The organism is Qipengyuania intermedia (genome assembly GCF_019711615.1).
GTDB classification, from domain to species: Bacteria; Pseudomonadota; Alphaproteobacteria; order Sphingomonadales; family Sphingomonadaceae; genus Qipengyuania; species Qipengyuania intermedia.
Window position 1 is genome coordinate 618,498 of the sequence record NZ_JAIGNS010000002.1, and the last position, 16,858, is coordinate 635,355.

A 16,858-nucleotide genomic window follows, 5' to 3' on the forward strand; every position below is an offset into this window, starting at 1 on the left:
GGGGGCTTTCGGGCCCCCTTTTTCGTGCCGTTTATACATCGGGTGCTGGCGGTCCCATTGCGGGACGCAGGTATCGGTGTCGCGGAAATGAAACTGAAGGCGGGTTATAAGGGCGCTGCGACCCGAGGGTTTGTCCCCTGACTGACCCAGCCTTGATCCCCCGCCCCGGAGCGGGGGATTTTCTTTTACAGCGCTCTCAGGGCCTGTGCAGGCTTGGCCCTCAGCAGGGGCAACGAGCCACCCACGGCAAAGACCAGGACGGTCGCCAAACCAAGCCCAAGTACCAACAGAACCTCGGTCCAGTCTGGTAACCAGTCGAATTCGAACAGCTGGGTCACGACGAGCCATGCGGTCAGGCTGCCAAGCCCAAGCGCCACGATAGCGAGCGCACCTGCGAGCAGGGCGTATTCGATCAGCTGCATCACCAGCACCTGCCGCCTGTCGGCTCCCAATACGCGCAGGACGACCGTATCGTAAGTGCGCGAGGCGCGCGCTGCCGCGATCGCGCCGAGCAGGACGGCAAGCCCCGCCAGCACCGCCACGCTCGCCGCCGCGAGCGTCGCCAGCCCGACCTGCTCGAGGATCGTGCGTGCCTGCTGCAGGACGCCGCCGACCTCGATGACTGAGGTGGAGGGCAATTCGCGTACCAGCGCTTGGAGCAGCGGGCCTGTCGGCGTGCCTTCGGCCAGCTCCACAGTTGCTGCCAGATTGTGCGGCGTGTTTCTCAAGGCGTTGGGGCTGAGCACGAACACGTAGTTGAAGCCCATGCTTTCCCAGTCAACCTGTCTTAGGCTCGCGATCTGGGTTTCCACCTCCACACCGAGCACACCGAAGGTCAGCCGGTCGCCGATCTCGAGCCCAGCCGCCTCGGCAAACTCCTCATCGATAGAGACCAAGGGCGGACCGTCGTAGCCTGCCCCCCACCACTGCCCCTCGGTCAGGCTGTTGCCGGGCGGCACATCGTCGGCGTAGGTCAGGCCGCGTTCGCCGCGCAGGGCCCATGCGCCATCCGGAATTTCTTCCAGCTCGGACGTGCGGGTCATATTGCCTTCCGGCCCGAAGGCGAGAACCGAGCCGCGCAATGCGGGAACGGTGCGGACTTCAGCGTCGGTGTCGGTTTGCCGGATCAGTTCGCGAAAGCGGTCCTCCTGTTCACGCGGCACGTCGAGCACGAAATAGTCGGGCGCCTGCGCAGGCACGCGCTTCTCGATATTGCCATCGATGGCGCTCTGTACTGCAGCCAGAAGGACGAAAGACGCCAGGCCGAAGCCCAGCGCCGTGACGAGCGCTCCGGTGCTCGACCCGGGGCGATGGATATTGGCGAGGGCGGTGCGTGCGATGGGGCTGGCCGGACGTGGCAGTGCGGCGGCGATCTTGCGGATTGCCCAACCGAGCAGAGCGAGGAGGGCGAGGACCACTGCCGCGCCCAGCAGGAACCCGCCGGAAAGCAGCGGCTGGCTCGCGGTTATAAGCGCCAGGCCGACGATGGCGGCAAGGCCTGCGATGACCACGACCAGTGCAGATCGATCGCGCGCCAGCGGAGCGATGTTCGAGCGCATCAGCGCCATGGCCGGGAAATGTCGTGCCCGCATAAGGGGCGGAGCGGCGAACACCAGCGCGACGAGCAGCCCGTAGGCAGTGGCGAGCAGCAAGGCCCCTGGGTCGATGACGAAACCGGTATCGACCGGCAAGAGCCCTTCCAGCGCCGCAGCGAGGAGCGGCACGACAGCAACGCCCACGGCAAGCCCTGCAATACTGCCGACGGCGGCCGCTGCGAAGATCTGTAGCGCATAGATGCGCGCAATATCCCGGCTCGTTGCGCCGAGGATCTTCAGGGTGGCGACGGATTGGCGCCGGGCATCGAGATAGGAGGAGACACCGCCGCCGATGCCGATCCCTGCGATGACGAGTGCTGCGAGACCGACAAGGGTGAGGAATTCGCTCATCCGGCTGACGAACCGGTCGGTGCCGGGTGCCGCGCGCTCGGCCGTGTCGATATCGAAGCCGGCTTCGGGGAAACGCTCTTCGAGATCCTCTTCGGCCGCTTCCAGATCGCGGGGCGTGTCGAAGGCGACGCGCGTCTTGCTCTGGTACATGGCGCCCGGGGCCAGCAATCCGGCCCGCTGCGGAACGTCTTCGGCCACGATGATGGTCGGTCCGAGCTGGAAGCCTTCGCCCAGCCTGTCCGGCTCATCTTCGATGATCCCGGCAACCTGCAGGGTTTCGGTACCGATCAGGAAGCTGTCGCCCGTTTCAAGACCCAGCCGGTCGGCGGCACCGGGGGCGATATAGGCATCGTTGCCCGAAGGCGCGGTAACTTTGCGTCCGCCTTCCAAAACCAGTTCGCCATATAGAGGGTAAAGTTCGTCAACGGCCTTGAGCTCGATAGGCGCCGCATTGTCGTCCTTGCGCGCCATGGCTTGCAGGCGTGTGCCCGCCGAAACGGTGCCTAGCTCTTCCAGAGCCGCGCGCTCCTCTTCGTTGAGCGAGCGCTGCCACAGTTCGACCTGCAGGTCGCCGCCGAGGAATTGTTGTCCGTTCGCAGCCAGTTCGCGTTCGATTGCGGCGGTCAGCGTGCCGATCGCGGCGAGCGCTGCCGTGCCGAGGAAAATGCATACCAGCAGCAGGCGCAGGCCCTTGAAGCGGGCATTGAGGTCGCGCCGCGCGATCCGCCAGGCGGTCGACCAGCTCATGCGGCGCTATCGCTGGCAATGCGTCCGTCACCCAGGGTCAGGACGCGGCCGCAGTGATCGGCCAGTTCGGGGTCGTGTGTGATGACCAGCAGTGTCGCGCCCGTTTCGGCCCGGCGGGCGAAGAGCAGTTCGACGATTTCGTGGCCCGTCGCCGCGTCGAGATTGCCTGTCGGCTCGTCTGCGAAGATGAGCTCGGGGCGCGCGGCGATGGCGCGGGCGATGGCCACGCGCTGCTGCTCGCCGCCGGAAAGCTGTTGCGGGTAGTGATCGAGACGGTGGCCGAGCCCTACTGCTTCCAGTTCAGCCTTAGCGCGCGCTTGCGCGTCGCTTTCGCCTGCCAGTTCCATCGGCGTCGCTACGTTTTCAAGCGCGGTCATGGTGGGGAGCAGGTGGAACGCCTGCAGCACGATGCCGATCCGTCCGCGGCGTGCACGGGCAAGGTCGTCCTCGTCCATTGCGGCGAAATCCTGCCCGGCAACGCTCAGCGTGCCGCTTGTCGCGCGTTCCAGCCCCGACAGCACCGCCATGAGCGAACTCTTGCCCGATCCGGACGGACCAAGCAGGGCAACGGTCTCGCCATGCTTGATGGTGAGGTCCAGTCCCTTGAGGATTTCGACGGGGGCCTGGGTGGAGCCGAGGGTGAGGCGCAGGTCGCGAGCGCAAATCGCATCTTGAGAAGTGGTCACGTGGCTGCGATGGCAGATGGCACAGCAACTCTCAAGGAAGTCCGCCGATGGTTCTGCGTAGTTTGTCGATGCTTGCCGCCGCCCTGTCCCTTGCTGCCTGTGGCAGCGAGGCAGAGACGCTCGAGCGGACCGAGGAAACGAGCGCTGCCGCTCCGAGCGCGGAGACGATCGAGGTCTCGGGACCCGAGCGCCACATCCTCGCCTTTGGAGACAGTCTCTTCGCAGGATATGGCGTGGGTCTCGAGAACAGCTACCCGACAGACCTCGAAAGGGCGCTGCGCGAACGCGGCATCAACGCGCAGATGATCAACGCTGCGGTATCGGGCGAGACCAGCGGTGCGGGTGCGAAACGTCTCGCATTCGCGCTCGATGCGCAGGAAGTGAAGCCGGACCTGGTTCTCCTAGAACTGGGGGGCAACGATATGCTGCGCGGCCTCTCGCCTGCGCAGACCCGTGCCAATTTCGAAAGCATGCTGGGCGAATTGCGCGACCGGGAAATTCCCGTCGTGCTGATGGGGATGCGCGCTCCGCCCAATTACGGGCCGGAATACCAGCAGGACTTCGACAACCTCTATCCCGAACTGGCAGAGGAATATGGCGCGACGCTGGTCCCGTTCTGGCTCGAGAGCATCTATCAGGACCCATCGCTGTTCCAGGATGACCGTATTCACCCCACCAACGAAGGTATCGACCGATTGGTGGCAGCGACCGTCGACCGGATCGAGGCCGCTATACCTGCGGCGGACTAAATCCGTGTGACCTCGCCGCCTGCGACCCGCCAGGTAGCTGCCTGCGGCGCGATTGCCTCGAAGGGCGCGAGTTCGGTGCCGGTCATCCAGACTTGCGCCCCGCTAGCTGCTAACTGATCGAACAGGGCCGCGCGCCTGATCGGGTCGAGATGGGCGGCGACTTCGTCCAGCAACAGGATGCCGCTGCGCCCTTTCGCGGCCAATCCTGCGTGGGCGAGCGTGATTGCGACCAGCATGGCCTTCTGTTCTCCGGTCGAGCTTTGGGCGGCAGGTACGCGTTTGGCCGCGTGGATCACCTCCAGCTCGTCGCGATGCGGGCCGGTTAGCGTGCGCTGTGCCGCACGGTCGCGCTTTCGGTTCTCGAACAGGGATTGCGACAAGGCATCTGCATTGTCGGCTCCGCCGGGGGCATAGGTGAGGGCGGGCCTGGCGAAGGGTTCGGCAGGCATATGCGCGATGCTGGCCATCAGCGTGTCGACCAGCGCAGCGCGCCCCGCGATCAGGCGTCCGCCGTGTTTGACCATCTGCGCCTCTATCGCGTCGAGCCATGAACTGTCCGGCGGGCGGTCGTCTGCCAGCAGCCGATTGCGTTCGCGTAGCGCCGCCTCGTAGCGCGAGGCATAGCTTGCATGAGCGGGGTCTAGGGCCAGCGCCATGCGGTCCATGAACCGCCTGCGGTCGGCAGCAGGCCCGGTAAACAGGCCGTCCAACGCAGGTGTCAGCCAAGTCAGGGCGAGCCATTCCCCCAATGCCGAAGCCGTGGCCTCGGCCCCGTTGATCCTGACCTTGCGGCGACCGGGATTGTCGCTTTCCGTGTAAGTGCCGAGCCGAACCCGCTCTTCGTCCTGCGCGAGATCGGCACCGATAGTGAAGCCGGTCGGCGAGCCGTGGGCCACCATGTCGACCAGCGCCGCACGCCTCAGGCCGCGCCCGGGGGCAAGCAGGGAGAGCGCTTCCAGGACATTGGTCTTTCCCGCGCCGTTCTCGCCCACGAGCAGGTTGAACCGCGCCGTTTCCTCAAGGTCGGTAGAGGCGTGATTGCGGAATTGGGTGAGGGAAATGCGCTCGAGCATGGGCACGAAAGCGTTAGCGCGGGCACTCTCTCGCCGCCAGCAAATTACCCAAATCCAATAGTTGGTGAAATTTCCCAACCTTTCGGATTGATGAACGAAACCTGTCTGCCAGATTAAGCGGGCATCCGCAGAATTCCGCCGTTTTTCGAATTTGGCACGCCTGTTGCAATCATTCTGGTGTCCCCCGGATGGTCCGGAGGGAAGCAGAAATTACAAAGGGAGTATCACTCATGTCCGCTTTCGCATTCGACACCAACAAGGCTTTCGCAGCTGTCTTCGCACTCGGCCTTTCGGCACTCAGCATGGCTTTCGCAATCATCCCCGCCACGCCCGCCGGCCTCGTCGCCTGATCACCAGCCAACCCAATCTAAGGAAACCATCATGTTCGACAATGAAAACATCGGTAGCCGCGTCATGGCCGCTGCCGTCTCGGTTATGATCTCGGCCGGCTTCTTCGCAACCGCCATTGCCTATGCCACCCCGACCGGAATGATCGCATGAGCGACCTGAAATTCCGCGACGACAATGCAGTGCGCCCCAGCCGCAGTTTCAAACTGGATCGCACGAATGCAAAGATGATGGGTGTATGCGCCGGTATCGGCCGCTACTTCGGGATCGACACCACGCTGGTTCGCGTCGGCTTCGTCCTGGGAACGCTGCTCGGCTTCGGAAGCTTAATCCTGATCTACCTGGCGATCGGACTGATCGCAGACTGACAGAGGACGCGGGGGCAATACCGCGTCCTCTAATCCGTCACATGGCCGAGATACCGCCGTCGAGCTTGAGCTCCGCACCGGTCATGAAACGGCTCTCGTCACTGGCGAGATAAACCACCGCGTTGGCGATATCGTTCGGCTCGCCAACAAACCTGAGCGGGATCTGCCGGGCCAGCTTGTCCATCAGGACGTCCTTATCCAGCCCCGAATGCCGTGCCGTCCCGTCAAGGATCGGCGTATCGACGAAGGTCGGGTGGATGGAATTGCAGCGGATCTGCATCTGCTTCTTCGCGCAATGCAGCGCGATCGACTTCGACAGCATCCACACCGCAGCCTTCGATGAGTTGTAAGCAGGCATCGTGTCGCTGGCGATGAGCCCGGCGATCGACGAAATGTTGATGATCGAACCGGGCGCGTGTTCGCGCATCAGCGGCAGGGCCTTCTGGCAGCCGTGGAAGATCGAATCGACATTGACGGAGAAACACCGTTTCCAGTCGTCGAAATCGCAGGTCTCGATATTCCCGGCGACGCCGATCCCCGCATTGTTCACCAGCACGTTCAGCCCGCCGAGTTCTGCATCGGCCGTCTCGACCACACGTTCCCAGTCTTCGGGATTGGTCACGTCATGCTGCACACCATAGGCGTGGCCGGCACCCATTTCTTCGACGATTTCAGCGGCGGTCGCTTCGGCGCCTTCACCGTTGATGTCGGTGCACAGTACCCGTGCGCCTTCTTCGGCAAGCCTTCTTGCATGGGCACGCCCAAGGCCCTGCGCCGCGCCGGTCACCAGCGCCAGCTTGCCCGCACACCGTTTCGCCATTCCTACTCTCCCGATATCATTGTGTTCGATGCCATGAGCATCGCGATCCTTACATCCACACCGTGACCCATCGCGCGCCAGCGGGCAACGAATTCCGCGAGTTTGGTTCGCGGGACGCGGTGAACGACGATGTCCTCGCTCTCCGTGCCGCCGCCATCGCCGACCTTTGCAAGCCCATGGGCGCGCATGAGCGTGAAGCTTTCACTGACCATTCCGGGCGAGGAATAGAATTCGCCGAGGTTCTCCATTCGAGCGGCGCGGTAACCGGTTTCTTCCTCCAGCTCGCGCGCTGCGGCGTCTTCGGCGCTTTCGCCCGATTTGCCTTCATCGTCACCGATGAGACCGGCTGGAATTTCCAGGCAAATCCGCCCCAGCGGCACGCGGTATTGGGAGACGAGGATGACATGATCCTCCTCGTCGATGGCGATGATGGCAGCGGCCCTGATCCCGCGCGAACGGCTGGCGTACTCCCAGCGGCCACGGCGCTTGGCAGTGACGAAGCGGCCCTGCCACATGGTTTCTTCAAGCTTGTCGGCATCCGCATCGCGGCCCGGCACTTCGATAGGTTCGGCCATGCGGCCTCCCTAGACTTCAATGAGGCGGTCGGGCAACTCGTTCACATCGTCATCTGCGCGCGGGAAGTGCTGGGAAAGGACGGCGCCGACATCGCGAACGCCTGCTGCCAGGCCTTCGGCAATCCGGCCCTCTTTGATTTCCGCGAGCATGTCGGCCATCGCTTCGCCCCAGACTTCCGCATCGACTTTCGCTGCGATCGGTTCGTCGGCGACGATCTCTGCGCGGTGTTCGCGCATCGAGAGATAGAGCAGCACGCCGGTGCGACCATGGGTGCGACGCTCGGCGCCGACCTTGAAGTGCTTGACCGCTTGCGCGTGGACCCGTGCAAATTTCACCGGGCCGGGGATCAAAGCAAAGCGGAGAGCATCCCAAAGCTGGATGGCCCATGCGGCGATGAAGGTGATGAGGCCCAGCGCGATGGTCAGGCTGGCAATCTCGCCGGTGGTCCATTCGTGTCGCCACCCGCCGAAGAGCGAATCCCACAAGTCCTGGAAGGGCACGGGGAAGAGGGCGAAAAGGCTCATGGCCGTAAAGGCCAGCGCGATCGCCCAGACCAGCGAGACGTCGGTATACCCGTCGCTCCGGTCGGCCAGGACGGTTACGATCTCGCCCGCGGTCGTCTCTTCTGCCGAAGCGACCGCATCCGAAACGATCTTGTGCTGTTCTGCGTTCAGATAGCTCGCCATTACCAACCCCCCGATGCGCCGCCGCCGCCGAAGCTGCCGCCGCCGCCGGAAAATCCGCCGCCGCCGAAGCCTCCGCCGAACCCGCCGCCAGAGCCGCCACCCCAGTCATCGCCGCCCGACAACGCGCCGCGCGCGATGGCCGAGCCGACTTCCCACAGGATGATGTCGCGTGCGGTGTTACCCCACGGACCGCGCTTGTAGCGGCGCCTGCGCCCGCGACCGGTCAGCATGGGCAGGATGAAAAAGAAGAAGATGAAGCCAAGCCAGATCAGGCCGCCGTAGGGGAAGCCACTGTCGGCTTTGCGCGTCTGGCTCGCCTCTGCGGCGATCCGGCGCGCTTCGTCTTCAGGCAGGACCAGCTGGCCGATGATCGCATCGGCACCGGCATTGATACCGGCGGGATAATCACCTTCCTTGAACCTCGGAAGGATGTCGTTCTGGATTATGACCGCAGAAAGAGCATCGGTTAGGTAACCTTCCACGCCATAGCCGGTCGCTATATGTACCCTTCTTTCGTTCGGAGCGACGACAAGCAATGCACCGTCGTCTCGGTCGGCGTCACCAAGCGCCCACTCGCGACCCAGCTGGTAGCTGTAATCGGCAATGTCGTATCCTTGCAGGTCTCTGATGGTCGCCACGACGAGCTGGCGCTGCGACTGGTCCTCCAGCGCGGCCAGCTTCTGCGTCAGCTCTGCCTCTTCCGCCGGACTGAGCAGGTCCGCCTGATCGACGACCCGTCCGGTCAGCTCGGGAAACTCCTGCGCCAGGGCAGGGGACGCAAGCAGCGCCCCCGCCAAGGCGAGCACGGCAAGGAGGTGGCGCATCAACGCGCTCAGTTCGAGGTCATGTCGATGGTCGGAGCGACTTCGGCCCCTTCCGTCGCAGCCTCGTAGGGAACCAGCGGTTCTGCGCCGTGGATGATGTTAGCGCCGATTGTGTCGGGGAAGGTGCGGATCGTCGTATTATATTCGCGCACCGCTTCGTTGTAGTCGCGAATGGCGACAGCGATGCGGTTTTCGGTGCCTTCCAGCTGGCTCTGCAGCGCGAGGAAATTCTGGTTCGACTGGATCTGCGGATAGGCTTCGAAGCTCGCGAGCAGGCGACCGAGGCCCTGACCAAGCTGGCTCTGTGCGGCCTGGAATTCAGCCATCTTTTCGGCATCGCCCAGATCGGCCGCGTCGATATTCACGCTGGTTGCGCGGGCGCGGGCATCGGTGACCTCGGTCAGGATCGAGCGCTCGTTCTCGGCGGCGCCCTGCGCCACTTCGACAAGGTTCGGGATCAGGTTCGCACGACGCTGGAACTGTGCCTCGACATCGGCCCACTTGGCCTTGGCGTTTTCTTCCGCTGCCGGAACCGAGTTGATGCCGCAGGCCGAGAGAGCCATCGCGGCCGCGGCAACGAAAGCGACGCGGAAGCTGGCGAAACGTGTCATCGAGAAACCCCTTTTTCGAATACTGTTTTATATAGATAGCACGGTTGTAGCTGCGTTCAAGGATTGCAGCGCTTGTGGACCTGCATCAATTTTGGCAGGAATCCTTTATCCGGGTCGCAGTGGAGGGACACAGTTCATGCTCAAGGATTTCAAGGAATTCATTGCCAAGGGCAATGTGATGGAACTCGCCGTCGCGGTGATCATCGGCGGTGCGTTTGCCACCATCGTGAAGTCGCTGACCGACGAGATCATCATGCCGATCGTCGGCGCCATTTTCGGCGGCGCGGACTTCAGCCGGTATTTCTTCCTGCTCGACGTGCCCGAAGGTTATGACGGTCCGATGGACGATTACGCCGCCTTGCAGGAAGCGGGCGCCGCAATGATCGGCTATGGCAGTTTCATCACTGCGGTGATCAATTTCCTGATCCTGGCCTTTATCATCTTCATCCTCGTTCGCTACGCCAAGAAGGTGATGGCCGAATTCGAGGAAAAGAAGGAAGAGGCACCGGCAGGTCCGAGCGAGATCGACCTGCTCAAGGAAATCCGCGACGAATTGCGCGCGACGCGTCCGGACTATGCGCCTGAGAAAGGCCCCATGGGTTGAGGTCTGGCGATGCGGGGAGCGCAATCGTGCTTCCCGCACCCCTTTTTCGCGCTCACTTCACATTAAGGCTTTGATCGCTATATGAGGCCTGTCGGTTTCGGCCGGCTATGGCGATAAACTGCGCTGTGCAATAGGTACAACGGACCCGGGGGCAGTACCCGGCGGCTCCACCATAACCCGCGGTAAATGCGCGGTTTTTGACGGGGCCGAACTAGGATCGACGTGTGCTGAAAGACAGTGTTTTCGCCCGGGCTGAGTAACCCGTAAAACTGTTCACAACACACAAGTGCCAACGATAACGAAGCACTCGCAATCGCTGCGTAACCTGACGGCCTAACGGCCTGATCTTACAAAGCTAAAGCGCGGTTGGACCCACCGGGCAACAGAAGCGGATTCCGGGGCTCCGGGGGTAGCTAGCAACAGAAACCCCCACCTTCTTCAGCTGTTGTTTTTAGCAAAGACCATGAGCGCGATGAAAGTCGCGATCGCAATCACGCCTGCGCCTGCCTGCACGAAGGCGCTCTCGCTGTTGTTTGCCAGAAATATTACAAGCAAAATCATTGAGATCACGAGAAAAACGCACCCCCATCCCGCTAGGGATTCGGGTACGAACCCTATTCCAACGCGATGGAATAGTTTTCGACCTGCTCGGTTCACGCGTCGGTACTGGTTGTTTCAGCCTCTTCGGCCTTGCGCGCTTCGGTCTCGTAGCGGATCGCGTCGAGGATTTTTGCACCGCCCAGGAACACAGCGCCTGCGGTGGCTGCCATCAGCAGCCAGCCGCCGACGCCGGGGTATTCGACCGTGTAATGCGCGCCGCGCGTCATGGCGCCAAGAGCAAGGGCGTAGATGATCAAGAACGCTTCGAAGCGTGTCTTGATCACGAAAAGCCGCTTGATCTTGGTCCACATGGGTATGTGCGCTTCCTCGATTTGTTAACTTCCGGGTGCGTGATCAGGCGGGTTTCGACGCCAGCCTGCGGCTCCCGGTGGTTAATGCGTCAAGGAGTGTAGGCGCGGCGCGGAAGCCGAGTCCAGCGCGTTAACCGTGTTGGGCCGGTTTAAGCGAGAGTGTCCAAGGACAGGACAGATAGCAGCGCCTCGCGCGCCTCGATTACCGTCTTTGCCAGGGCATCGCTGCCGATATCGGCCGGATCGATCTGTTCCGGCCAATTTTCCGCAACGACGGCCTCCACGCGTTCCAGCTTGGCTTCATTTAGAATGAAGCGCGGATCGACAGTTGCCGGATCGGCCACCACGCGCAAGCGAAGGCAGGCGGGGCCGCCGCCATTGGCCATCGATTGCTTCACATCCACTGGGATGACCTTGCGGATCGGGCCATTCGTCGCGAGCATATGTTCGCACCACGACCAGACCGCAGCGCTTTCCTGGCATTCGGTCGGCACCACAAGAGCCATTTCGCCGGTCGGCAGGGTGAGAAGCTGCGCGTTGAACAGATAGGTGCGGATCGCTTCTTCGAGGCTGACGGCACTTTCGGGCACTTCGACCACCTGGAGGGCGGGGAATGACGCTGTAATCGCGTCGTACGCGCCCTGCTTGTCGGCAAAGGCGCGTTCGTGAGTGAACAAGACGCGCTCGTTGGCAACGGAAACCACATCATTGTGGAACGCGCCTGCAGCAATCGCTTCCGGGTTTTGTTCGATGAAGACGCACTTTTCCGGGTCGAGGCCGTGCAGGCGTGCGACCGCGCGGCTGGCCTGTTCGTGCTGGCGGGCGGGAAACTTTCCGCCCTGCGTACCATAGACGAACACTTCCACGCCCTCGGCACCATGCCCTTCGCAAAAGCGCATATGGTTGGCTGCACCCTCATCGCCGAAGGTCGGCAGGATGGCGTCGTGGACGGCGAAATGCTGGGTGTCGCCGAATGCGATGTCGAGCTGCGCCTTGGTGTCGCGCCATTCCTGCGCGCGGTGGGCCATCGTCACGAGATTGGCAGGCGTCAGGTGACACCGCCCGTCTGCCGTATCGGGAGCGGGGCTGACGGTGGCGGCATTGGCGGTCCACATCGAACTCGCGGACCAAGCTGCTGCGATCAGCTGGCGCGGGGCATCGGCGTCCAATGCCAGATCGCGGATCAACCCGAGATTGGGGCGCGGCAAGGGGAGGAGAAAACCCTGTGCAAGTCCAAGCTCCATATTGGAGCGCATCTTGCCGAGTCCCTGTAGCGCTGCGGCGCGCGGATAGCTGGTATCCCCACCATGGCTGGAACTCGCGATATTGCCGAGGCTGAGGCCTGCGTAATTGTGGCTCGGCCCGACGATGCCGTCGAAATTGATCTCAACCAGGCTCATCGCGCGACGCTCCATACTTCGTCGCCCTTGCTCACGCCCAGTGTCTCGGCGGCAGAGGCGTCGATCGTCATGCTACCGTCGTCACCGAATGCGCGCAGGCCATAGCAGCTGCGGAAATCGTCGAATTTCCCGGTGGCGAGAAGGGCGCGTTCGCCCTCTTCCAGGTCGGTTGCAGAAATATTGGCAGCCTTTGCGTTCGCGATACTTTTCACCGTATCCGTCCGGGCCGTCATCGTGGGGCCGCCATCGAAAATATCGACATAGCCTTCGGCCGCAAATCCCTCGTTCTCGAGCATGCGCATGGCCGCACGTCCACTCGGGTGGGGCACGCCGATGACCTTCTTCGCCTCGTCGCCCAGCATGGCGATATAGACCGGATGCTTGGGCATGAGGTCCGCAATGAACTGGTTGCCATTGATGGCGTTGAAATAGTCCGCTTCCTGGAAGGTCATGCCGAAGAACCGTCCTGCGACGCCGTCCCAAAAGGGCGATCCGCCGCGATCGTCGATCACGCCGCGCAATTCGGCGAGGATGCGGTCGGCAAAGCGCGCACGGTGCATGGCAACGAAGAGATAGCGGCTGCGTGCCAGCAGGAGGCCAAGACCGCCTGCGCGTTCGCCGGGGTGGAGGAACAGGCCGCCGACTTCGCTAGAACCTTCGAGATCGGTCGTCAGGCTGAGCATTTCCGCGCGCACGGTGCGGTCGAGTTCCTGGCTGTGCTGCGTTAGCGTGGTCATGCGATAGCTGTAGAACGGCCATTGCTGTCCGACCTGGGTGAACAGCTGGCACGTGCCGCGCACCTGGCGGGTTTCGGTGTTTTCCAGCACGAGGGTGAACTGGTCGTCGCCAAGCTCATCGTCGGTGCGCGAAAACGCGGCCTCGGCGCGTTCCAGCTTGCGGGTCAATGCGGCCCTGTCTGCGGGAAGATTGGTGAAGCCACCGCCAGTCAGCTTGGCCATTTCGTACAGGTGTTCAAGGTCGCTGATATGGGCAGCGCGGAGGCGGAAAGTCACAAATGGTCTCCGGTGGAAAGCTTGGTCAGGACCAGCGCGGACAGCGCCGCGCGTTCCCGCAAGGATGGGACGATCATGAACTCGTCCGGTGAGTGGATTGCGCCGCCGCGCACGCCCATGGTGTCGACCACGGGGACGCCGGTGGCGGCGATATTGTTGCCGTCGCAAACGCCGCCGGTGCTCTTCCAGCCGATCTCCTGGCCGAGTTCGGCGCCGCAGGATTTGACGAGATCGAACAGGCGCTGGGCCTTTTCGTCGACCGGCTTTGGCGGGCGGGTAACGCCTCCGTGGCGGTGGATGCCGACTTCGTGGTCGGCCTCGATCATATGCAGGATCGCGTCGAGTTCGCCGTCGAACCGGTTCATTGCATCGGTCGACTTAGGACGGATGTTGAAGCGCAGGATGGCAAGGTCCGGCACGACGTTATTGGCTGCGCCGCCCTCTATCTTGGCCGGGTTTATGGTGATGTCATCCGCCTCGAGCGCCTTGATGCGAAGCACCAGGTCGCTGGCGGCAACAATGGCGTTACGGCCATCGTGCGGGTTGCGTCCGGCATGGGCGGACTTGCCGGTGATCGTGATCGAATAGTTTCCGGTCCCGCCGCGTGCGTGGGCCAACGTGCCGTCGGGCAGGGCGCTCGGCTCGTAGGTCAGCGCCGCGTATTTTCCGCGCGCCAGCTCCTCGATGAGGCTGCGGCTGGCGAGACTGCCGGTTTCCTCGTCCGAATTGATCATCACATCGTAGCCGACGCGCTGCGAACCTTCGATCGTCTCAAACAGCTTGAGCGTGTGGAGGATGATATTCAGCCCGCCCTTCATATCGGCGGTGCCGGGACCATTGATGGACTCGTCGTCGAGCCACACGGTTTCCTGGAAGGGGTGGTCGACAGGGAACACTGTGTCCATGTGGCCGGTCATGACGAAGCGCCGCTGGGCCTCGGGGCGCACCCGCAGGACCATGTGCTTGCCATGCGGCTTTTCGTACTCGCGTCCATCCGCGCTGATGGCGGTTACGGTGGCGGGTTCGACCAGCTCGACTTCGCCGGGAAGGGCGCTGAAGGCATCGGCCAGCACGCCGGCCATTTTATCGAGGCCTTGGATATTGGCCGTGCCGGTATTGATGGCCGCCCAGTCCTGGACTTCACGCAGCATGGTGTCTGCATCGATTGCGTCGAGAAGGGCTTGCGGGGCACTGTCCGGTTTCATTGGCAACTTCCTTAGTCGGGATGCGCCAAGTGTCCACCCCGCCGCTTGCAATCGTCAACCGCTGGCGGCATAGGTCGGATCGCTCCTCCCCGGGTACACATCGCCATTCGAATACCCCAAGGGAGTTCCATGACAGATTACGTGACGCGCGCAGGGATCGAAGTCGATCCGGCTCTGGCAGCCTTTATCGAAACCGAAGTGATCGCACCGCTCGGCCGCGATACGGATGAATTCTGGACAGGTTTCGCCAATCTGCTCGGCAAGTTTGCGCCCCGCAACCGCGCCCTGCTGCAAAAGCGCGAGGATCTTCAGGCGAAGATCGATGCGTGGCACACCGAGCGCGCGGGGCAGCCGCATGATGCGAGCGCCTATCGCGCCTTTCTCGAAGAGATCGGCTATCTCGTGCCCGAGCCGGGCGACTTCACCATCGGGACGCAGAATGTCGATCCAGAGATCGCGACGATGGCAGGGCCGCAGCTCGTGGTGCCGATCCTCAACGCGCGCTTCCTGCTCAACGCGGCCAATGCGCGCTGGGGCAGCCTCTACGATGCGTTTTACGGGACCGATGCGCTCGACGCCCCTGCGGCGCGGCCTGGCGGATATGACGAGGATCGCGGCGCGGCAGTGATCGCGAAGGCCAAGGCCTTCATGGACGAGGCCGTGCCGCTGGCTGATGGCAAGAAGTGGTCCGAACTGTCCGACGTCAAGGATAACGGCATCCCGCTTGCCGATCCGGCGCAGTGCCACGGCTGGAACGACAAGGCCTGCCTGTTCAAACACTATGGCCTGCATATCGAGGTCGTGTTCGATGCCGATCACCCGATCGGTCGCAGCGATCCGGCCAATATCGCCGATATCAATCTCGAAGCGGCGCTGACCACGATTGCCGATTGCGAAGATTCGGTCGCTGCCGTGGATGCAGAGGACAAGCTGCTCGCCTATCGCAACTGGCTCGGCGTGATCCGCGGAGATCTGTCGGAAAGCTTCGAAAAGGGCGGCAGGACGGTCACGCGCGCTCTGGTAGGCGATCGCACCTACACCGCGCAGGACGGCAGCGAGTTTTCCCTGCCGGGCCGCAGCCTCATGTTCGTGCGCAATGTCGGCCACCTGATGACCAATCCGGCCATGCGTTGGGACGGCGGGGATATTCCCGAAGGCATCATGGATGCGGTCGTCACCTCGGCCATCGGCGCGCACGACGTCGCCGGCCTCGGCAAGTACGGCAATTCGCGCAAGGGCAGCATCTACATCGTAAAGCCCAAGATGCACGGGCCCGAAGAGTGCGCCTTCACCAACGATCTGTTCGATGGGGTGGAAGACCTGCTCGGCCTGCCGCGCCACACGGTCAAGGTGGGTGTGATGGACGAGGAGCGCCGTACTTCGGCCAATCTCGCCGCCTGCATTCACGCGGTGCGGGACCGGATCGTCTTCATCAACACCGGCTTCCTCGATCGCACCGGCGACGAAATCCACACCTCGATGCGTGCAGGACCGATGATGCGCAAGGGCGAGATGAAATCGTCCGCTTGGCTCAAGGCTTACGAGGCGCGCAATGTCGGCATCGGTCTTGCGCACGGGCTTTCCGGCCGCGCGCAGATCGGCAAGGGCATGTGGGCGGCCCCAGATCTAATGGGCCAGATGATGATCGAAAAGATCGGTCATTTGCGTGCCGGTGCGAACACGGCCTGGGTGCCGAGCCCGACGGCAGCAACGCTCCACGCAATCCATTACCACCGCGAGGACGTGTTCGAAATCCAGAAGGGGCTCGGCGATGCGGCCAAGCTGGAAGAACTGCTGACCATTCCGCTGGCAGACGGCGCGAACTGGTCCGAAGAGGAAATCCGCGAGGAGCTGGACAACAACTGCCAGGGCCTGCTCGGCTATGTGGTGCGCTGGATCGATGCGGGCGTAGGCTGTTCCAAGGTGCCGGACATCAATGATGTCGGCCTGATGGAAGACCGCGCGACGTTGCGGATTTCAAGCCAGCATATCGCCAACTGGCTGCTTCACGGTGTCATTTCCGAGGAGCAGGTGATGGACAGCCTGCGACGCATGGCAGCCAAGGTCGACGAGCAGAACGCGGGCGATCCTTTCTACGAGCCGCTGCTCGAGAACCAAGACGCCCCCGCTTTCAACGCCGCCAAGGACCTGATTTTCAAGGGAGTAGAACAGCCGAGCGGTTATACCGAACCGCTCCTCCACGCTTGGCGCCTGAGGAAAAAGGCGGACGCTTGATGCAGGGCTGAAGCTATAGCAGACTGCCGCTTCACCAATCGGTGAAGAGGAGGCGG

19 protein-coding genes and 1 other RNA gene are annotated in these 16,858 nt (G+C 62.8%); 7 read left to right on the forward strand and 13 right to left on the reverse strand.

Going from position 1 to position 16,858, the window contains the following annotated elements; all coding sequences use genetic code 11:
- Positions 1-185: 185 nt before the first annotated feature.
- Together K3179_RS09260 and K3179_RS09265 are read right to left on the reverse strand one after the other, a co-directional pair.
- Positions 186-2,693 carry an ABC transporter permease gene (locus K3179_RS09260; RefSeq protein ID WP_221564303.1) on the reverse strand — a complete coding sequence of 836 codons (2,508 nt, stop codon included), beginning with the start codon at positions 2,691-2,693 and terminating at the stop codon, positions 186-188.
- Positions 2,690-3,379, reverse strand: a complete 690-nt coding sequence (locus K3179_RS09265; protein WP_221564305.1) for an ABC transporter ATP-binding protein — start codon at positions 3,377-3,379, stop codon at positions 2,690-2,692. The genes K3179_RS09260 and K3179_RS09265 overlap by 4 nt, the downstream gene beginning before the upstream one ends.
- Before the next feature lie 47 nt (positions 3,380-3,426).
- On the opposite strand from K3179_RS09265, the gene K3179_RS09270 reads away from it, so the two are divergent.
- The gene (locus tag K3179_RS09270; protein ID WP_247712922.1) at positions 3,427-4,128 is read left to right on the forward strand and encodes an arylesterase; all 702 of its coding nucleotides are present in this window, start codon (positions 3,427-3,429) and stop codon (positions 4,126-4,128) included.
- On the opposite strand, the gene recF is transcribed toward K3179_RS09270, so the two are convergent.
- On the reverse strand, positions 4,125-5,201 hold the full coding sequence (gene recF / locus K3179_RS09275; protein WP_221564309.1) for a DNA replication/repair protein RecF: 1,077 nt from the start codon (positions 5,199-5,201) through the stop codon (positions 4,125-4,127). The genes K3179_RS09270 and recF overlap by 4 nt on opposite strands.
- Before the next feature lie 230 nt (positions 5,202-5,431).
- On the opposite strand from recF, the gene K3179_RS09280 reads away from it, so the two are divergent.
- Genes K3179_RS09280 through K3179_RS09290 form a run of 3 tightly spaced genes read left to right on the forward strand, consistent with a single transcriptional unit; the run spans position 5,432 to position 5,917 of the window.
- The gene (locus tag K3179_RS09280) at positions 5,432-5,551 is read left to right on the forward strand and encodes a recombination protein F (RefSeq protein WP_100259379.1); all 120 of its coding nucleotides are present in this window, start codon (positions 5,432-5,434) and stop codon (positions 5,549-5,551) included.
- 31 nt (positions 5,552-5,582) lie between these two features.
- Entirely contained in the window at positions 5,583-5,702 is a 120-nt protein-coding gene (locus K3179_RS09285) for a recombination protein F (protein WP_198507709.1), read from the forward strand.
- Positions 5,699-5,917 (forward strand): PspC domain-containing protein, encoded by a 219-nt coding sequence (locus K3179_RS09290; protein WP_221564311.1) that lies wholly within the window; start codon positions 5,699-5,701, stop codon positions 5,915-5,917. The genes K3179_RS09285 and K3179_RS09290 overlap by 4 nt, the downstream gene beginning before the upstream one ends.
- A gap of 37 nt (positions 5,918-5,954) precedes the next feature.
- Here K3179_RS09290 and K3179_RS09295 read toward each other — a convergent pair whose 3' ends face one another.
- From K3179_RS09295 to K3179_RS09315, 5 genes are read right to left on the reverse strand one after another with little or no spacing between them, the layout of a single operon-like run.
- Positions 5,955-6,737 (reverse strand): SDR family oxidoreductase, encoded by a 783-nt coding sequence (locus tag K3179_RS09295; RefSeq protein ID WP_221564314.1) that lies wholly within the window; start codon positions 6,735-6,737, stop codon positions 5,955-5,957.
- Between the two features lie 2 nt (positions 6,738-6,739).
- Positions 6,740-7,312 carry an NUDIX hydrolase gene (locus tag K3179_RS09300; protein ID WP_221564315.1) on the reverse strand — a complete coding sequence of 191 codons (573 nt, stop codon included), beginning with the start codon at positions 7,310-7,312 and terminating at the stop codon, positions 6,740-6,742.
- A 9-nt stretch (positions 7,313-7,321) separates the two neighbouring features.
- Positions 7,322-7,999: a TPM domain-containing protein gene (locus K3179_RS09305; RefSeq protein WP_221564318.1), complete on the reverse strand. Its 678-nt coding sequence runs from the start codon at positions 7,997-7,999 to the stop codon at positions 7,322-7,324.
- Positions 7,999-8,823 carry a TPM domain-containing protein gene (locus tag K3179_RS09310; RefSeq protein ID WP_221564320.1) on the reverse strand — a complete coding sequence of 275 codons (825 nt, stop codon included), beginning with the start codon at positions 8,821-8,823 and terminating at the stop codon, positions 7,999-8,001. The genes K3179_RS09305 and K3179_RS09310 overlap by 1 nt, the downstream gene beginning before the upstream one ends.
- Positions 8,824-8,831: 8 nt before the next feature.
- Positions 8,832-9,434, reverse strand: coding sequence for a LemA family protein (locus K3179_RS09315; RefSeq protein WP_221564323.1), 603 nt, complete (start codon positions 9,432-9,434; stop codon positions 8,832-8,834).
- Positions 9,435-9,570: 136 nt separating this feature from the next.
- On the opposite strand from K3179_RS09315, the gene mscL reads away from it, so the two are divergent.
- Together mscL and ssrA are read left to right on the forward strand one after the other, a co-directional pair.
- Positions 9,571-10,038 (forward strand): large conductance mechanosensitive channel protein MscL, encoded by a 468-nt coding sequence (mscL, locus tag K3179_RS09320; RefSeq protein ID WP_221564326.1) that lies wholly within the window; start codon positions 9,571-9,573, stop codon positions 10,036-10,038.
- Between the two features lie 52 nt (positions 10,039-10,090).
- Positions 10,091-10,435: a transfer-messenger RNA gene (gene ssrA / locus K3179_RS09325) on the forward strand.
- A gap of 41 nt (positions 10,436-10,476) precedes the next feature.
- Here ssrA and K3179_RS13540 read toward each other — a convergent pair.
- The 5 genes from K3179_RS13540 to K3179_RS09345 all read right to left on the reverse strand — a co-directional run bounded on the left by K3179_RS13540 (position 10,477) and on the right by K3179_RS09345 (position 14,567).
- On the reverse strand, positions 10,477-10,599 hold the full coding sequence (locus K3179_RS13540) for a hypothetical protein (RefSeq protein WP_282098719.1): 123 nt from the start codon (positions 10,597-10,599) through the stop codon (positions 10,477-10,479).
- A gap of 92 nt (positions 10,600-10,691) precedes the next feature.
- On the reverse strand, positions 10,692-10,949 hold the full coding sequence (locus K3179_RS09330) for a hypothetical protein (RefSeq protein ID WP_221564329.1): 258 nt from the start codon (positions 10,947-10,949) through the stop codon (positions 10,692-10,694).
- Between the two features lie 149 nt (positions 10,950-11,098).
- On the reverse strand, positions 11,099-12,349 hold the full coding sequence (locus K3179_RS09335) for an N-succinylarginine dihydrolase (protein ID WP_221564332.1): 1,251 nt from the start codon (positions 12,347-12,349) through the stop codon (positions 11,099-11,101).
- The gene (locus K3179_RS09340; protein WP_221564334.1) at positions 12,346-13,362 is read right to left on the reverse strand and encodes an arginine N-succinyltransferase; all 1,017 of its coding nucleotides are present in this window, start codon (positions 13,360-13,362) and stop codon (positions 12,346-12,348) included. Before K3179_RS09340 ends, K3179_RS09335 begins: the two co-directional genes overlap by 4 nt.
- Positions 13,359-14,567, reverse strand: a complete 1,209-nt coding sequence (locus K3179_RS09345; RefSeq protein WP_221564337.1) for a hydrolase — start codon at positions 14,565-14,567, stop codon at positions 13,359-13,361. The genes K3179_RS09340 and K3179_RS09345 overlap by 4 nt, the downstream gene beginning before the upstream one ends.
- A gap of 129 nt (positions 14,568-14,696) precedes the next feature.
- Here K3179_RS09345 and K3179_RS09350 point away from each other — a divergent pair, with 129 nt between their 5' ends.
- Positions 14,697-16,802 carry a malate synthase G gene (locus K3179_RS09350; RefSeq protein WP_221564338.1) on the forward strand — a complete coding sequence of 702 codons (2,106 nt, stop codon included), beginning with the start codon at positions 14,697-14,699 and terminating at the stop codon, positions 16,800-16,802.
- Positions 16,803-16,858 lie beyond the last annotated feature (56 nt).

What these genes read in the sequence shown, in the direction of transcription:
- K3179_RS09260 (WP_221564303.1), bottom strand. Translation starts at nt 2,693, where the DNA reads ATGAGCTGGTCGACCGCCTGGCGGATCGCGCGGCGCGACCTCAATGCC.
- K3179_RS09270 (WP_247712922.1), top strand. Translation starts at nt 3,427, where the DNA reads ATGGTTCTGCGTAGTTTGTCGATGCTTGCCGCCGCCCTGTCCCTTGCT.
- recF (WP_221564309.1), bottom strand. Translation starts at nt 5,201, where the DNA reads ATGCTCGAGCGCATTTCCCTCACCCAATTCCGCAATCACGCCTCTACC.
- K3179_RS09280 (WP_100259379.1), top strand. Translation starts at nt 5,432, where the DNA reads ATGTCCGCTTTCGCATTCGACACCAACAAGGCTTTCGCAGCTGTCTTC.
- K3179_RS09285 (WP_198507709.1), top strand. Translation starts at nt 5,583, where the DNA reads ATGTTCGACAATGAAAACATCGGTAGCCGCGTCATGGCCGCTGCCGTC.
- K3179_RS09290 (WP_221564311.1), top strand. Translation starts at nt 5,699, where the DNA reads ATGAGCGACCTGAAATTCCGCGACGACAATGCAGTGCGCCCCAGCCGC.
- K3179_RS09295 (WP_221564314.1), bottom strand. Translation starts at nt 6,737, where the DNA reads ATGGCGAAACGGTGTGCGGGCAAGCTGGCGCTGGTGACCGGCGCGGCG.
- K3179_RS09300 (WP_221564315.1), bottom strand. Translation starts at nt 7,312, where the DNA reads ATGGCCGAACCTATCGAAGTGCCGGGCCGCGATGCGGATGCCGACAAG.
- K3179_RS09305 (WP_221564318.1), bottom strand. Translation starts at nt 7,999, where the DNA reads ATGGCGAGCTATCTGAACGCAGAACAGCACAAGATCGTTTCGGATGCG.
- K3179_RS09310 (WP_221564320.1), bottom strand. Translation starts at nt 8,823, where the DNA reads ATGCGCCACCTCCTTGCCGTGCTCGCCTTGGCGGGGGCGCTGCTTGCG.
- K3179_RS09315 (WP_221564323.1), bottom strand. Translation starts at nt 9,434, where the DNA reads ATGACACGTTTCGCCAGCTTCCGCGTCGCTTTCGTTGCCGCGGCCGCG.
- mscL (WP_221564326.1), top strand. Translation starts at nt 9,571, where the DNA reads ATGCTCAAGGATTTCAAGGAATTCATTGCCAAGGGCAATGTGATGGAA.
- K3179_RS13540 (WP_282098719.1), bottom strand. Translation starts at nt 10,599, where the DNA reads ATGATTTTGCTTGTAATATTTCTGGCAAACAACAGCGAGAGCGCCTTC.
- K3179_RS09330 (WP_221564329.1), bottom strand. Translation starts at nt 10,949, where the DNA reads ATGTGGACCAAGATCAAGCGGCTTTTCGTGATCAAGACACGCTTCGAA.
- K3179_RS09335 (WP_221564332.1), bottom strand. Translation starts at nt 12,349, where the DNA reads ATGAGCCTGGTTGAGATCAATTTCGACGGCATCGTCGGGCCGAGCCAC.
- K3179_RS09345 (WP_221564337.1), bottom strand. Translation starts at nt 14,567, where the DNA reads ATGAAACCGGACAGTGCCCCGCAAGCCCTTCTCGACGCAATCGATGCA.
- K3179_RS09350 (WP_221564338.1), top strand. Translation starts at nt 14,697, where the DNA reads ATGACAGATTACGTGACGCGCGCAGGGATCGAAGTCGATCCGGCTCTG.